Below are 14625 nucleotides of genomic sequence, written 5' to 3'. Positions count from 1 at the left end.
CGGTGAAAGTCTTGATACGAATCAGCTTGGGACTTTTTTCAGCATTTCAATCCCGACCTGGCCGGCGGCGATTTCGCGCAGCGCGACGACGGTCGGCTTGTCCTTCGCGTCGACCTTCGGCGTGTGGCCTTGCAGCAATTGGCGTGCGCGGTAGGTGGCAGACAGCGTCAGTTGAAAACGATTCGGGATTTGCTTGAGGCAATCTTCGATGGTGATACGGGCCATGGGGTACTCCTGCTATCAGCTTAAATTGGGATGAATGCCCAGTTGGGCGAACAGAGATGCGTTCCTTGCCGACTGTTGCGCAAAGCGGCAACGTGTGGCTTTGACAATCGCGCTCAACTCGGACAATGCGACTGTAAACTCTTGATTGATAATAACATATTCGAACTCGGACGCGTGCGCGATTTCGCCGCCGGCGGCGAGAATTCGGCGTGTAATCACGTGCGGTTCGTCCTGCCCGCGTTTCCTCAGCCGTTCCTCGAGGGCGGCGATCGACGGCGGCAGGATGAAGATGCCGACCGCATGCGGGAATTGTTTTTTCACCTGCTGCGCGCCTTGCCAGTCGATTTCCAGCAGCACGTCGGTGCCGGCCGCCATCTGGTCGGCGATCTGCAGGCGCGATGTGCCGTAGTAATTGCCGAATACTTCAGCCCATTCCAGGAATTCGCCGGCTTCGCGGCGCGTCTGGAAATCCTCGATCGACGTGAAAAAGTATTCGCGGCCATTCTGCTCGCCCGGGCGCGGCGGGCGTGTCGTGAAGGAAATCGACAGCTTGATCGCCGGTTCCTGCTGCAGCAGGGCGTTGACGAGACTGGATTTGCCGGCGCCGGAAGGGGCGACGACAAGAAACAGGCTGCCGGAAGAGGTGGATTGATCGGACATCTGCATTCCTGAACGATGGAAAGTAAAGGTTGGTTGACTGCGGGTTGATTGCGGATATTGGCGGATGAAACGCAACGACGGTGGATGGCGGCGAAATCGGCCGCCAATCGTCATTCGAGATTCTGTACCTGTTCGCGCATCTGCTCGATCAGCAGCTTCATCGCCATCGACGCATCGGCCAGTTCCTTGACGGCGGCCTTGGAGCCCAGCGTATTAGCTTCGCGATTGAGCTCCTGCATCATGAAATCCAGGCGTTTGCCGACCTGGCCGCCTTTTTTCAGGATGGCGCGGGTTTCGTCCAGATGCGCAGCCAGCCGCGACAATTCTTCGGCGACGTCGATGCGAATGCCGTACAGCGTGACTTCCTGACGGATGCGGTCCAGCGCTTCTTCGCGCGAGATCGTCGGTTGTGCGCCGCTGTCGGCGGATTTGGTGACCAGCCCCAGCGCTTCCTGCATGCGTTCGGTGGCTTTTTGCTGGAACTGCGCGATCACCTGCGGGATCAGCGGCGTGACGCGTCGCACGATGGCTTCCATGTCGTCCACGCGCGACAGTAGCACGGCCTGCAATGCATTGCCTTCGCGCACGCGGCTTTCGACGAAGGCATGCATGGTGGTTTGCATCGCAGTCGCCGCATCTTCCTGCAGCGTGTCCTGGCCCATTTCAGCATCTTCGATGACGCCGGGCCAGCGCAGCAGTTCGCCGATAGACAATGGCGCGGCATCGATAAAACGCTGTCGCAATTCGGCTTGCAGTTTTGCTAACGTATCCAGTGTGGTGGCGTTCAATGCCTGATTGTTGCCGGCTGCTGCCTTGCGGCCGAAGCTGACGCGGCATTCGACCTTGCCGCGCGTGATGCGTGCCATGATCGCTTCGCGCAGCATGGGTTCCAGCGCACGCAGGTCGTCGTTGATACGGAACTGCAGATCGAGAAAGCGCGAATTGACGCTCTTGAGTTCGATCGTCAGGGTGCCGTTGCCAATTTCGTGCGTGGTGACGGCATAGCCGGTCATGCTGCTGATTGTCAAAATGCGATCCTCGTATCTCTTTACAAAGCAGCGATTTATCAACACAATCCGGGAACGAAAGCCGCTCAGCAAGCCGCCAGAGCCTGCCGCAGCTTGGAAAAACAGGCAAGTTATTGCCATCCCGTTTTGCCGATTGTGCGCATCGGCACGATCAGAGACTAGGACGACATGGCTGCGCAAAACAACGCTCCGTTGCCGGATGGACTGGAAATCGCCGGATATCGCATTGTAAAGAAGATTGCGTCTGGCGGGTTCAGTATTGTCTATCTGGCATATGATGAAGACGGCAATGCGGTCGCGGTCAAGGAATACCTGCCGAGTTCGCTCGCACTGCGCCAGCCGGGCGAGCTGGTGCCGGCCATTTCGCCGGAAAACCTGCCGACCTTCCGCATCGGATTGAAATGTTTTTTCGAGGAGGGCCGTGCGCTGGCGAAGATCTCGCATCCGAACGTCGTCAGTGTCACCAACTTCTTCCGTGCCAACGAGACCGTCTACATGGTCATGGGCTACGAGTCGGGCCGCTCGCTGCAGGATCACATCCTGCGCCGCCGCGACAAGGGCGAGAAGCCGCTGGTTTCCGAGCGCTTCATCCGCAAGATGTTCAGCCACGTCATGAACGGGCTGCGCGAAGTACACACGAACAAGCTGCTGCATCTGGATCTGAAGCCGGCCAACATCTATCTGCGCGTCGACGGCACGCCGATCCTGCTGGATTTCGGCGCAGCGCGGCAGACGCTGAAGGCCGACATGCCGAAGCTGTATCCGATGTACACGCCGGGCTTTGCCGCACCGGAGCTGTACGTAAAGAACGGCAATCTCGGCCCGTGGACCGACATCTACAGCATCGGCGCCTCGATGTTCGCCTGCATGGTCGGCGCGCCGCCGCAGCCGGCCGATCAGCGCAAGGTGAACGACAAGATGGATGGCCATTTCAGCAAGCTGGAAGGCGTTTATTCGTCCGACCTGATCAAGGTCATCCGCTGGAGCCTGATGCTGGATCCGCTGGAGCGCCCGCAAAGCGTATTCGCGCTGCAGAAGGCCTTGCGTGAACCGCTGCAAGAACAGCCGGAAGATGCGCGCCTGCAGCAGGTCACGCGCAAACTGAAAAACCTGTTCAGTGGGCTGGGCCGCAAACCGGGCAGTGTGGCGACCACGATCCAGGAACACACGCGCTGATGTTTTCATCCACTCATCCCATCTAGCCTATGCGATTCTCTGTCTACCAGGAAAGCCTCATCGGCGGTCGCAAGAACAACCAGGACCGCATGGGCTACAGCTTTACGCGCGATGCGCTGCTGCTGTTGGTGGCGGACGGCATGGGCGGACACATCATGGGCGAGATGGCGGCACAGATCGCGCTGCAGACGATCGCCGCGCTGTTCCAGGAAAACGCGACGCCATATGTGAAGAAGCCGGAACGCTTCCTCGAAGATAGTTTCTTTGCCGCACACCGCGAAATCCATCGTTACCGCGCAATCAACAACCTGCCGGAAACGCCGCGCACGACGATCGTCGCCTGCCTGATCCAGCACAACAACGCGATGTGGGCGCACTGCGGCGATTCGCGCCTGTACTGGATGCGCAACGGTCAAATTCTTGCCCGCACGCGTGACCATTCGCGCATCGAAACGTTGATCGCGCAGGGCAAGGTCGATCCGTCCGAACGCGATACGCATCCAGAGCGCAACAAACTGTTCAATTGCCTGGGCGCGCCCAACATGCCGATCGTCGAAATCTCGCGCCGCGCGAGCCTGCAGGCCGGTGACATCATGCTGTTGTGCTCGGACGGCCTGTGGTCGGTGCTGCCGGATCACGAACTGGCGCAGCGTTTGCACCAGAACACCATCGTGCGTGCCGTACCGGAACTGCTGCAGACCGCGACCAGCATCGCCGGCAAGACCGGCGACAACGCGACTGCACTGGCGATGATGTGGGAAAGCGGCGAAAGCCTGCAGGGCAACAGCACGATCACCACGCACACGCTGCCGGTCGGCAGCGTGACGACGACCATTCAGGCACCGCGTCATCTCGACCCGGAGCCGGCCGATACCTACAACGATTCCGAGATCGAAAAGGCGATCGACGAAATCCGCAAGGCCATCGACAAATCCTCCCGTATCACTTCCAGGAATTAATTTCACATGCTGTCTGTCATTCGTCCCAGCGGCCGCGCCGCCGATGCGCTGCGCGCCATCAAGATTACCCGTAACTACACCAAGCATGCAGAGGGTTCCGTCCTCATCGAATGCGGCGATACCAAGGTGATCTGCACCGCCAGCATCGAAGACCGCGTACCGGGGTTCCTCAAAGGCAAAGGTCAAGGCTGGCTGACTGCCGAATACGGCATGCTGCCGCGTTCCACACATACACGCATGGACCGTGAAGCGGCACGCGGCAAGCAGTCCGGCCGCACGCAGGAAATCCAGCGCCTGATCGGCCGTTCGCTGCGCGCTGCCTTCGATCTGCAGGCGTTCGGCGAACGGACCTTGCATCTCGATTGCGACGTCATCCAGGCCGATGGCGGCACGCGCACGGCCGCGATCACCGGCACGATGGTCGCGGCCTACGATGCCTTCGACAAGCTGTGCAAGCAGAACCTGATTCCGGCAATCCCGTTGAAGCATTTCGTCGCTGCGATTTCCGTCGGTGTCTATCGCGGACAGCCTGTGCTGGATCTGGACTATGTCGAAGATTCGGATTGCGATACCGACATGAACATCGTGATGACCGAAGCCGGCCACTTCATCGAAGTACAAGGCACGGCGGAAGGCGAAGCGTTCGATCGCGTCACGATGAACAAGCTGCTCGATCTGGCACAGGACGGCATCCGCGATCTGATCGTGATGCAGAAGCAGGTACTGGAAATTTCGGTCTGATCTGTCACTTTGCAGCGGCCGTGCAGCGGCCAGATGGAAAATTCCGCTGCACATCGTTTGCGCCGTACGCGAGAATTGCGACAACACGGTAAACTTCTGCATTTGCATTTCGACCATCCGGACGGTGCAAACCGTCCGGCATCATCATGTCCCGACCACTCGTTCTTGCCTCCAACAACGCCGGCAAGCTGAAGGAATTCGGCGCGCTGCTGGCGCCGCTCGGCTTCACGCTGCACACGCAATCCGAATTCAACGTGCCGGAAGCGGAAGAGCCGCATCCGACCTTCGTCGAGAATGCGATCGCCAAGGCGCGCCACGCGTCCCGCCTGACCGGACTGCCGGCGCTGGCCGACGATTCGGGCGTCTGCGTCAACGCGCTGGGAGGCGCGCCCGGCGTGCATTCGGCGCGCTACGCGGGCGAGCCGAAATCCGACCAGCGCAACAACGACAAGCTGATTGCAGCGCTCGCGTCGCAGACCGACAAATCCGCCTACTACTATTGCGTGCTGGTCTTCGTGCGCCATGCCGACGATCCGCAGCCAGTCATCGCCGATGGTCGCTGGAACGGTGAAATGGTTGCCACGCCGCGCGGGCAGGGCGGCTTCGGCTACGATCCGTATTTCCTGATTCCGTCGCTGCAGAAAACGGCCGCCGAATTGACGGCGGAAGAGAAAAATCGTTTGTCCCATCGTGGGCAAGCATTGCGCGCGCTGATTGAGAAATTGAAATGATTCCGATCAAGCCGTCCGGTTCGAAATCCTTTGGCGCGCTCGATCATGCCGAGCCGGCGCGCGTCGCGATGGCTTATCTGAAGCCGGGCGCGTTGAATCTGACGGCATTGCCGCCGTTGTCGCTGTACGTGCATTTCCCGTGGTGCGTGAAGAAATGCCCGTATTGCGATTTCAATTCGCACGAGGCAAACGGCGGTTTCCCGGAAGAAGACTATCTGGCCGCGTTGCGCGCCGATCTGGAAATGGCGTTGCCGCTGATCTGGGGCCGCAAGCTGCACACGATCTTCATCGGCGGCGGTACACCCAGCCTGTTGTCCGCTGCCGGACTGGATCGTCTGATGTCCGACATCCGCACGCTGCTGCCTTTCGATCCGAGCATCGAGGTGACGATGGAGGCCAATCCCGGCACTTTCGAGGCGGAGAAGTTCAAGTCCTATCGCGGTAGCGGCATCAATCGGCTGTCGATCGGCATCCAGAGTTTCGATGCGCACCACTTGCAGGCACTGGGCCGCATCCACGACGGCGACGAAGCGCGCCGCGCGGTCGAGATCGCGCAGGCGAATTTCGACAATTTCAATCTCGACCTGATGTACGCATTGCCGTCGCAGACGCTGGAAGAAGCGCAACGCGACGTGCAGACCGCCATCGCCTGCGCGCCGCCGCATCTGTCGCTGTATCACCTGACGCTGGAGCCGAACACCTACTTCGCCAAGTACCCGCCGGCAGTGCCAGACGACGATGCCAGTGCCGACATGCAAGACATGGTCGAGACGGAAACGCAGGCGGCCGGCTATCGGCACTACGAAGTGTCGGCCTACGCAAAGCCGAACCGTCAGGCACGCCACAACATGAACTACTGGCAGTTCGGCGACTATCTCGGCATTGGCGCCGGTGCGCACAGCAAGCTGTCGTTCCCGCATCGCGTGATGCGCCAAGCGCGTTACAAGCAGCCGAAGGAATACATGGAGCGCATGCGCGCAGGCAATGCAGTGCAGGAAGAGCGCGAAATCACGCGCGGCGAACTCGGCTTCGAATTCATGCTCAACGCGATGCGCCTGATCGATGGCGTCGAAGCCAATCTGTTCATGGAACGCACCGGCATGCCGCTGAACGTCGTCGAGCGCGCGCTCAACGAGGCGGAGGCCAAGGGGCTGCTTTACCGCGATCACATGACTCTCAAACCTACCGAATTGGGGCGCCGCTTCCTCAACGATTTGCAAGAGATGTTTCTTGCGGAATGATTTCTGAAAATCGGCAACGACAAGGGAGTTGGGTATAATGCGTCCGCAAATCGATGTGTCCAGGTTCAATTGTGAAATATCGATGTCAAAATGGAAGTGTGGCCGAGTGGTTTAAGGCACTGGTCTTGAAAACCAGCGAGGGGTTATACCCTCCGTGAGTTCGAATCTCACCGCTTCCGCCAAATTCTTTCCCCTTTCCGATCAAGCGCCTATCTTGCAGAATCAAGACGAAATCAACCGTTCTGATCCGGTAGAGCAATTGCAATCGCTGGAGTATGCAGTCAGGCGATCGATGATCGTTCGTGAAGACATGGATGAGGCGGCCGAACAACGCCATGTCGACGAAGCCGAAGGCATGGGCATTGCCGTTCCCGATATGCCGACGAAGGGCGAGCTTCTCTCCGTTGTGCAGACTGCGCTGCGAGTAGCCCAAACCGCGCAAAAATCCTGATTCCGTGTTTTCGTACGTGCCGCACATGTAATCGCGGCAACATCCGACATCGGACGTCTGCTTGTCCGACTTGAATTTCGCCGATATTGCAGTAACCTCAGACGGATACAAGTCACGAGGAGGTTGCATCATGCAGATCAATTCCTATAGCAGTAAATTGCACAAGGGAAATTTTGTCGCAACCGATGCGATGGATGTCGGTGACGTTTCCGATCGCTACGATCATGCCGAGTGCCAGATCGTTCATGCCGTCTATGAACGAGGCAACGAGTGCGCTGCCGAAAAGAACGAGCCGATTTTCGACAATCGCGTCGGATTCACCGACATGAAATCTGCTGGTGGTAGCGGGCTCAGAGCAGGCGTGTTCAGTGCTAATCGCGGTGTCGGTTTGAACGATCCGTCGCCGACGCCGCCACAGGAGGCGCGGGAGGTGTTGCAGCAGGCGGCGCAGGAAAGTGCGCGTCTGGATTCGCCGGAGCGAACCAACGATTCAACGATTGCGCCGAACATGCCGAAGCAGGATATTCTCAAGGGCTTCCATGGCGGCTGACTGTCCGTACAGTTCCGCAAAATGAAAAACGGCTGGCGCATCGCTGCGTCAGCCGTTTTTCGTGAGAACGATCAGAACTGTTCCCATTCGTCTCCTGCCGGCACCAAACCTCTTTCCAGTTTTGGTGATTTTGGCGCGGGAATGCTGCGCTTGGTTGTTGGTCGAGGAGCGGGAGAAACCGGAACAGTCGGAGCAACCGCAGGAAGGGCCTTGGCGGGAGCCTCTGAAGGAGCGGCGAGCTGCCGCGATGCGGTCATGCCGTCCAGTTTGAACACCCCGACCGTGCGCTCCAGTTTGCCGGCCTGATCGTTGAGCGAGCCGGCCGCGGCAGCTGCCTGCTCCACCAGCGCGGCGTTCTGCTGCGTCACATGATCCATCTGTGAGATGGCGGCGTTGACCTGTTCAATACCGGCGCTCTGTTCATTGCTGGCGGCGGAGATTTCCGACACGATGTCTGTCACGCGTTTGACGCTGGCGACGACCTCGTCCATCGTGGCGCCGGCCTGTTCGACCAGTCTGCTGCCGATCTCCACCTTGCCCGTGGAATCGTCGATCAACGTCTTGATTTCCTTTGCCGCTGCTGCAGAGCGTTGCGCAAGATTGCGCACTTCGCCAGCCACCACGGCGAAGCCGCGACCTTGTTCGCCCGCGCGTGCAGCTTCGACTGCCGCGTTTAGCGCCAGGATGTTGGTCTGGAAAGCGATGCCGTCGATCACGCCGATGATGTCGGTAATCTTGCGCGCGGAATCGTTGATGGCGCTCATCGTATCGACGACCTGTCCGACGACTTCGCCGCCCTTGATGGCAACTTCCGAGGCGGAAAGGGAAAGGGTATTTGCCTGGCGGGCGTTTTCTGCATTCTGCTTGACGGTGGACGTGAGTTCTTCCATCGACGATGCGGTTTCTTCCAGTGAGCTAGCCTGTTGTTCGGTACGCGACGACAGGTCAAGATTGCCGCTGGCAATTTCATTCGAGGCGGTGGCGATGGCATCGGTGCCGTGGCGGACTTCGCTCACGATGCCGATCAGGCTGTCGTTCATCGCCCGCAGCGCCTGCAGCAGTTGTCCGGTTTCATCCTTGGCGCTGGCTTCGATACGGCTGGTCAGATCGCCGCTGGCGACGGTCTGTGCCACTTGAACCGCCTGATTCAGCGGACGTGTAATGGCGCGGGTGATGAATATACCCAGAACGATGCTGAGCAGTATCGCGATGCCGGCGACGATGAGCACGATGGTGATCGATTGAGAGGTCGTGCTATCGGATTCCTGCGTTTTGGATGCGACGATGCTCTGCACGGATTTGATGACGGTTTCCATGTCGGCCACGATCTGGCGGCGTAGCGGGCTGCATTCGTTGACGAGGAAGAGGCCGTATTCTTCCATCTTGCCGGATTCGCGATACTGACGAGGGCGGTTCAGTTCGTTCGCCATTGCCAGCAGACCCTTGCTGACTTTGTCGAAATCGGCATTGCCTTGAAACAGCGGTGCCATCTTGTCGAGCGCGTCGAGATAGATGGCCTTTTGTTTGTCGACGATATCGAGTTCTTTGCGGGCGTCGGCTTCGTTGGTGAAGACGTAGGCATTGCGGGCGGCGATGCCGGTTTGAGCGAGCGCTTCGCGAGTGACATACAGCTGTTCGAGCTGCTGGGTGCGGATGCGATCCTGTGCGCCGATGACGTTATGGATCTGATTTATTCGCATCAATGAAAACAGGGCGATGAACAGCGTCAGCAAGACGGTGATGCCGAACCCGAATCCGAGTTTCGTTCCTACTTTCATATTGGCGAACATTTTTTCCTCCCTTTGGTCATTGGCGATACAACAAATGTTGTCGATGCAATTTCCCAGCTGCTGGCGCGGCGGTCTTCATGGGAATGACGGCATCCGTAGGAAAAAATGGATGTCTTGATTGCCATGAGGATGAAAAAAATTCTTCTTGGAAATATGACAGATTTTTGTTGGCGGGAATACGATGGGAAGGTGTTTGCAACAAATTTTTACGTTCCTGCAACTACCTAAAATATGGGATGTACAACTGTTGTCGATTCGAACTTTTTCCTTGCCGACAGGCTCGTAAAGTGAGTGGGGGCAGGCCATCGCATAAAGGACGGCATGCGGCTGGACAGGAAACGGCGGCCCTCGCCGAAACCTATTTGAGGAGGGAGGTGCAAGATGAGCCATACCGATGTCGAACTGCATCACGGTTATTCCGTCCATGGCACCGGAGAGAAGCACGATACCGGCAAGTGGGGCGGTAGCTTTCATATCGCCCAGCATGGAAAACCGACAATCAGCGTCAGCGTGGTCGGTACCGAATTCGATTCGGCCGAGGCGGCGGCACGCCATGCACTGCAGCAGGGGAAACGCTATATCGACAATGAGCTGGCGGAGGCGCGACGATGACAGCCATGGCGGCAATCGCCGGCTACTCTGTTTCCGGCGAGGCCAGGATGGTACACAGCGGTGCCTACGGCGGCATCATCCGCATCCATGAGGCACCGCTGGGGAAACCATGCGATCCGCCGGTCGCCATCATTATCCCGGGCCAGTGGAAGACGCCCGAGGAGGCAGGCCAGGCGGCGCTCGACTATGCGGCCGTCATGGCCGATGACGGCGCGCTGGCTGCCGCGATCGCCTTGCGGGAATCGGCGCGGATGTAGCGGTGGAGTAGCGCGATTTGACGAACGATATGGCGATGCTTGTTGCGTTGCCTTGCGGGCAGGCTTGATTTTCCTGAAATGGAGTATATTATGTCCATAAAAGGAGTATCAAATGACTGCCGCCTACGCCTACCCAAAAAGCCGCTTCGAGCCCGCTGCTCCGGTCGATCTGACTGCAAAGCCGGAACGCGAACGCTTGTCCGGTTCGGCGCTGAAGGCATTCTTTCGCCTGGCAGCGGCCTGGAAACTGCGTGACGAGGAAGCGCGCGAATTGCTGGGCGGCTTGTCCAGCAGTGCTTTCTATGAGTGGAAAAAGAATCCGCAGCGCGTGCTGGAAGTCGACCGCATCACGCGGATTTCCTATCTGATCGGCATCTACAAAGCCCTGCATATCCTGCACGGTGACAAGCTGGCCGACGAATGGGTCGGCCTGCCCAATCGCAACGCCATCTTCGCAGGCCGTACGCCGCTGGCCTACATGCAGGCTGGCGGTCTGCTGGCGATGCAGACTGTACGCAAGCTGCTGGACGCGCGACGCGGAGGGCTTTGATGGCTGCTCCGCCGCTGGTGCATCTGCGGCAATTCGATACCTGCAGGCTGATTCCGTCGCGCTTCGTGGACAAGGAAGATTCGGTCCTCGTTCCTTTGGCGGAAGACGATGCACATCTGGCCGACATCTTTGCGCTGGATAATGCGACCAACGAACGGTTGATTGCCGAGCATGATCGCAGCACCGGCATTGGCGTCGACGAGCTGGTATTTGGCGTGCCCAACTTTCGCATGATCAATGCTGCGTTCACCTATGCGCGTCCCGAAGGCAGCCGTTTCAACAACGACGAGCGCGGCGCATGGTATTGCGCCTTCGATATCGAGACGGCACTGGCAGAGATCGTCTTTCACAAGACCGTCGAATATGCGGAGATCGATCGCTTCGACGACAGTGTGCGCTATCAAACGTTGCTGGCGGATTTCAATGCCGCGTTCCATGATTTGCGGAATGCGCCGCGCTATGCGAAATGCCTGGCGCCGGACAGCTATGTCGCCTCGCAACGCCTGGCGACGCAATTGCTGGAAGAAGGATCGCTGGGTGTCATCTATCCCAGCGTACGGCACGAGGGCGGCACCAATCTGGCCTGTTTTCGTCCGGCGCTGGTCGGCAATGTGCGGCGCGGCGTGTCGTACGAGCTGACGTGGTCGGGCACGCCACAGCCGAAAGTCAGGGCGCTCAAGCGATAAATCAGGCGCCGAACCGAGTATTGAAAGCGCCGAGTTACGCGCCTCTCATCCCAAATGGCGAATCTTGTGCAGATAGGTGTATAGCTGGCGCCGCTGCGCCGTATCGAGGCGGATGCATTCGCCATCGACCGCGATCGTCAGCTCGCCGTCGGAAAACAGGCCGGCAATCATGGCGGTGGATGTTCCACGAATCGAAGCGGAGTCGCGCGGCACGGTTTCCAGTGGCCGTACGTTGGACGACACCAATGCCAGCGAGGCGAAGTCGCCGCCCTTGGCGGATCCGGCCATTGCAGGTTTTGTCGCTGCTGCCGACAGCAGGCCATCCGCCATTTCCGGCAAAGCAAAGTGCAGCCGGCCATTCTCATCCCATAACTTGACGATCACGCCCTGCGCCAGCGGCCGATGCAGCAATGCGTGCACGGCGTCGCTGGCGCATCCCATGACATTGCCCAGTTGCTGCGTGGTTTTCGGACCGCTTTGCAGTGCTGCGATTGCCAGCGCAACCTTGCTGCCTGGACGCGGAACGTATATGGCGGTCGATTTTTTCATGCGGCGTTCTCCGGTGGTGGAAATATCGACGACAACTGCATGGCGAGCCGCATGGTGCGAATCACCGTATTCAAGCTATATGAGAACGGATGGATATGTCAATACGCAAATGGATAAAATTTGAGATGCGAAGAAAACAGCGCTGAACGGAAACGAACAAGCTGGGTACTGTGGAAAAGAGAGGGGGCGCTTAGTTTTTCCTGCGCGTCGATCTGCCGGATTCGGCGGGAGCCGGCTCGGCGATGGCATCGATGATCTTGACGATCTGGTTCAGTTTGTACTCGGGCATCTGCTGCATCAGCTTGATGACATGTTCGATGCGTTTGTCCGGGTAAGCGTCGAGCACCGGGACGGAGTGGGAAGCGGGCGTTTCTTCGCCTTCGTTGAGCCAGGTGAAGGAAACCTTGCAGGCACGCGCCAGTTTCTTGATGGTTTCGGTTTCCGGTCCTTTTGCGCCGGTGCCTTTCAGAATGCGGCTGATCGTCGCCTGCGGCACGCCGGAGATGCGCGACAGCTCGCTCTGCGATGTGATTCTGGCGGCTTTCATTGCCTGGTCGAGGCGGTCTCCGATACTCATGCGGCGACTATACATACGCGCATAAGGGCGATCAAAGTTCGATTCATTTGCGCATTAATCTGTATTCATTCATGGATTGCATGGTGTTGCAGGAATTGACGATGTGAGCATCTTCCGACGTCGTGTCGCGTTTCTTTCCGACTGTAGACATTCGGGTTTGACCTTACGCTTCATGCGAAGGCATCCGCGATTGCATGACGGGCTGCAACGACAAGGACGAGAGATGAACGGATCTCGACAGGAAGACACGGATACACAGGAAAACGTTCGGGACGAAGTGCGTTCGGTGGGCTTGCGCTATGTCGACGACCGATTGCCCGGTATTGCCCGCAAGACAGGGCGGTATGGATTCCGTTATGTCGACAACGACGGAAAGCTGCTGCGGGACGAAGAAGAACTGGCACGCATACGCTCGCTTGCCATTCCACCCGCGTGGACCGATGTCTGGATATGCCGCTGGCGTAACGGACATCTGCAGGCAACCGGTCGCGATGCCAGAGGGCGCAAGCAGTATCGTTACCATGCCCATTGGCGCCGTGTGCGGGACGAGGCGAAGTACGAACGTCTGCATGCGTTCGGCATGGCGTTACCCGCATTGCGCGAGCGTGTCGATGCTGCGTTGGCGCTGCCGGGTTTGCCGCGCGACAAGGTATTAGCGGCCATCGTCCACTTGCTGCAGGTTACGCTGATGCGCATCGGTAATCGTGAATATGCACGCGACAATAATTCGTTCGGGATGACGACACTGCGCAAGAAACATGTTCGTGTGGATGGCTCGCGAATCGTTTTCGAATTCCGTGGCAAGAGCGGCATCCGCCATTCGATTCGCCTGCAGGACCGGCGACTGGCACGCATCATCGCCCGCACGCGGGAATTACCGGGGCAGGAACTGTTTCAATACGTCGACGATGCGGGCCAGCGCCATGCGATCGGCTCGGCTGACGTCAACGAATACCTGCGCGCAGTGACCGGCGAAGACTACACAGCCAAGGATTTCCGCACCTGGGCCGGCACCGTGCTGGCAGCCGCCGTGCTGCGCGAATGTGAAGCCTGCATTTCGGAGTCGCAGGGAAAGCATCAGATCGCTCAGGCAATCGCCATGGTTGCGCAAAGACTGGGCAATACACCGGCGGTTTGCCGCAAATGCTATGTGCACCCCGAAGTGATCGAAGCCTATCTGGATGGATCGTTGCACGATTTGGCCAACCGATCCGAAGCCCCCAGTATTGCGCTGGCGCCGGAGGAAGAAATGGTGTTGCGATTGCTGGAAAAGAGAGGGAACGGCACGGCCGGCGATAAATGCACAAGGCGTGCTGCCTGAAGAATCGGGCGAACTATTCCGTCGGCTTCATTGCCTTCATTACGCCGTCGCGTTTCAGGATGTCGCCCCACGATTCGATGCGGTAAATATCGCCGAATTTGTGGATCACCATGCCGAACTGTTCGCGCAGCTTGTCGATCTCGCTATCAACGATGCTTTTGTCGATGCCGGTCAAATCGTCGATTGCCGTAGCGGTCGGACGTTCCAGCAGATCGATGGCGCCGGCAAGAACGAACAGGCGGCGCGCATCGTCATGCGGGTACTGCGGGATGCCGAAATGGTTGGTGTGAAAAGTCATCCGGATTCTCCTGCGATGCCGTCTGGCATGCGCCAGCCCATCGTCGGTTCAGTCTACATACTTTCGATTGACTGGCAAACGGCGAGGAAATTCCTTCTTTCATCATGGATGCGGGGCGTGGACTTACTGCGCGCCGCGAACATTCGCGTACTCCACGTACAATAGCCCGGCCGGAATTGCGCTGCAGGAACGGAACGCAGACGGCACAAGACCATTCCCGTTC

At 58.6% G+C, this 14625-nt stretch carries 19 protein-coding genes and 1 tRNA gene; 13 read left to right on the top strand and 7 right to left on the bottom strand.

The genetic code is table 11. The features are described 5' to 3' along the window. Nucleotides 1–21 precede the first annotated feature (21 nt). From rpoZ to ACO1VH_RS01905, 3 genes are all read right to left on the bottom strand, one after another. Complete coding sequence (gene rpoZ, locus ACO1VH_RS01915; protein WP_486242014.1) at nt 22–225, bottom strand: DNA-directed RNA polymerase subunit omega; 204 nt, start codon at nt 223–225, stop codon at nt 22–24. 15 nt (nt 226–240) lie between these two features. After that, the gene (gene gmk, locus ACO1VH_RS01910) at nt 241–885 is read right to left on the bottom strand and encodes a guanylate kinase (RefSeq protein WP_486242012.1); all 645 of its coding nucleotides are present in this window, start codon (nt 883–885) and stop codon (nt 241–243) included. Nucleotides 886–995: 110 nt separating this feature from the next. Then, a complete protein-coding gene (locus ACO1VH_RS01905; RefSeq protein WP_486242823.1) occupies nt 996–1898 on the bottom strand; it encodes a YicC/YloC family endoribonuclease in 903 nt (300 codons plus the stop codon). A gap of 183 nt (nt 1899–2081) precedes the next feature. Here ACO1VH_RS01905 and ACO1VH_RS01900 point away from each other — a divergent pair, with 183 nt between their 5' ends. From ACO1VH_RS01900 to ACO1VH_RS01865, 8 genes are all read left to right on the top strand, one after another. Beyond that, a complete protein-coding gene (locus ACO1VH_RS01900) occupies nt 2082–3089 on the top strand; it encodes a serine/threonine protein kinase (RefSeq protein WP_486242011.1) in 1008 nt (335 codons plus the stop codon). Between the two features lie 29 nt (nt 3090–3118). Continuing rightward, nucleotides 3119–4048 (top strand): PP2C family protein-serine/threonine phosphatase, encoded by a 930-nt coding sequence (locus ACO1VH_RS01895; protein WP_486242009.1) that lies wholly within the window; start codon nt 3119–3121, stop codon nt 4046–4048. A 6-nt stretch (nt 4049–4054) separates the two neighbouring features. Continuing rightward, a complete protein-coding gene (gene rph / locus ACO1VH_RS01890) occupies nt 4055–4789 on the top strand; it encodes a ribonuclease PH (RefSeq protein WP_486242008.1) in 735 nt (244 codons plus the stop codon). A gap of 146 nt (nt 4790–4935) precedes the next feature. Continuing rightward, nucleotides 4936–5520, top strand: a complete 585-nt coding sequence (gene rdgB, locus ACO1VH_RS01885) for an RdgB/HAM1 family non-canonical purine NTP pyrophosphatase (protein WP_486242006.1) — start codon at nt 4936–4938, stop codon at nt 5518–5520. Beyond that, nucleotides 5517–6761, top strand: coding sequence for a radical SAM family heme chaperone HemW (gene hemW, locus ACO1VH_RS01880; RefSeq protein ID WP_486242005.1), 1245 nt, complete (start codon nt 5517–5519; stop codon nt 6759–6761). Before rdgB ends, hemW begins: the two co-directional genes overlap by 4 nt. A gap of 92 nt (nt 6762–6853) precedes the next feature. After that, a tRNA-Ser gene (locus ACO1VH_RS01875) sits at nt 6854–6943 on the top strand. A 32-nt stretch (nt 6944–6975) separates the two neighbouring features. Then, nucleotides 6976–7212, top strand: coding sequence for a hypothetical protein (locus ACO1VH_RS01870; protein ID WP_486242004.1), 237 nt, complete (start codon nt 6976–6978; stop codon nt 7210–7212). Between the two features lie 61 nt (nt 7213–7273). Continuing rightward, nucleotides 7274–7762 (top strand): hypothetical protein, encoded by a 489-nt coding sequence (locus tag ACO1VH_RS01865; protein ID WP_486242002.1) that lies wholly within the window; start codon nt 7274–7276, stop codon nt 7760–7762. A gap of 71 nt (nt 7763–7833) precedes the next feature. Here ACO1VH_RS01865 and ACO1VH_RS01860 read toward each other — a convergent pair whose 3' ends face one another. Then, nucleotides 7834–9552 (bottom strand): methyl-accepting chemotaxis protein, encoded by a 1719-nt coding sequence (locus ACO1VH_RS01860; RefSeq protein ID WP_486242000.1) that lies wholly within the window; start codon nt 9550–9552, stop codon nt 7834–7836. Nucleotides 9553–9933: 381 nt separating this feature from the next. On the opposite strand from ACO1VH_RS01860, the gene ACO1VH_RS01855 reads away from it, so the two are divergent. The 4 genes from ACO1VH_RS01855 to ACO1VH_RS01840 all read left to right on the top strand — a co-directional run bounded on the left by ACO1VH_RS01855 (nt 9934) and on the right by ACO1VH_RS01840 (nt 11657). Continuing rightward, nucleotides 9934–10164 (top strand): DUF6566 family protein, encoded by a 231-nt coding sequence (locus ACO1VH_RS01855; protein ID WP_486241999.1) that lies wholly within the window; start codon nt 9934–9936, stop codon nt 10162–10164. A 5-nt stretch (nt 10165–10169) separates the two neighbouring features. After that, nucleotides 10170–10421: a hypothetical protein gene (locus ACO1VH_RS01850; protein ID WP_486241997.1), complete on the top strand. Its 252-nt coding sequence runs from the start codon at nt 10170–10172 to the stop codon at nt 10419–10421. A gap of 112 nt (nt 10422–10533) precedes the next feature. After that, nucleotides 10534–10971: an antitoxin Xre-like helix-turn-helix domain-containing protein gene (locus ACO1VH_RS01845; RefSeq protein ID WP_486241996.1), complete on the top strand. Its 438-nt coding sequence runs from the start codon at nt 10534–10536 to the stop codon at nt 10969–10971. Next, nucleotides 10971–11657, top strand: a complete 687-nt coding sequence (locus ACO1VH_RS01840; RefSeq protein WP_486241994.1) for an RES family NAD+ phosphorylase — start codon at nt 10971–10973, stop codon at nt 11655–11657. The genes ACO1VH_RS01845 and ACO1VH_RS01840 overlap by 1 nt, the downstream gene beginning before the upstream one ends. A 45-nt stretch (nt 11658–11702) precedes the next feature. On the opposite strand, the gene ACO1VH_RS01835 is transcribed toward ACO1VH_RS01840, so the two are convergent. Further along, a complete protein-coding gene (locus tag ACO1VH_RS01835) occupies nt 11703–12206 on the bottom strand; it encodes a hypothetical protein (RefSeq protein WP_486241992.1) in 504 nt (167 codons plus the stop codon). 190 nt (nt 12207–12396) lie between these two features. Continuing rightward, nucleotides 12397–12783, bottom strand: coding sequence for a helix-turn-helix domain-containing protein (locus ACO1VH_RS01830; RefSeq protein ID WP_486241990.1), 387 nt, complete (start codon nt 12781–12783; stop codon nt 12397–12399). A 223-nt stretch (nt 12784–13006) separates the two neighbouring features. Here ACO1VH_RS01830 and ACO1VH_RS01825 point away from each other — a divergent pair, with 223 nt between their 5' ends. Then, a complete protein-coding gene (locus ACO1VH_RS01825; protein WP_486241989.1) occupies nt 13007–14104 on the top strand; it encodes a DNA topoisomerase IB in 1098 nt (365 codons plus the stop codon). 13 nt (nt 14105–14117) lie between these two features. On the opposite strand, the gene ACO1VH_RS01820 is transcribed toward ACO1VH_RS01825, so the two are convergent. Further along, on the bottom strand, nt 14118–14402 hold the full coding sequence (locus ACO1VH_RS01820; RefSeq protein ID WP_486241987.1) for a hypothetical protein: 285 nt from the start codon (nt 14400–14402) through the stop codon (nt 14118–14120). Between the last annotated feature and the right edge of the window lie 223 nt (nt 14403–14625).

It is taken from the genome of Oxalicibacterium sp., from assembly GCF_057353965.1.
The sequence above is the reverse complement of the archived record's forward strand: the minus strand, read 5'-3'. Positions and strand labels throughout refer to the sequence as shown.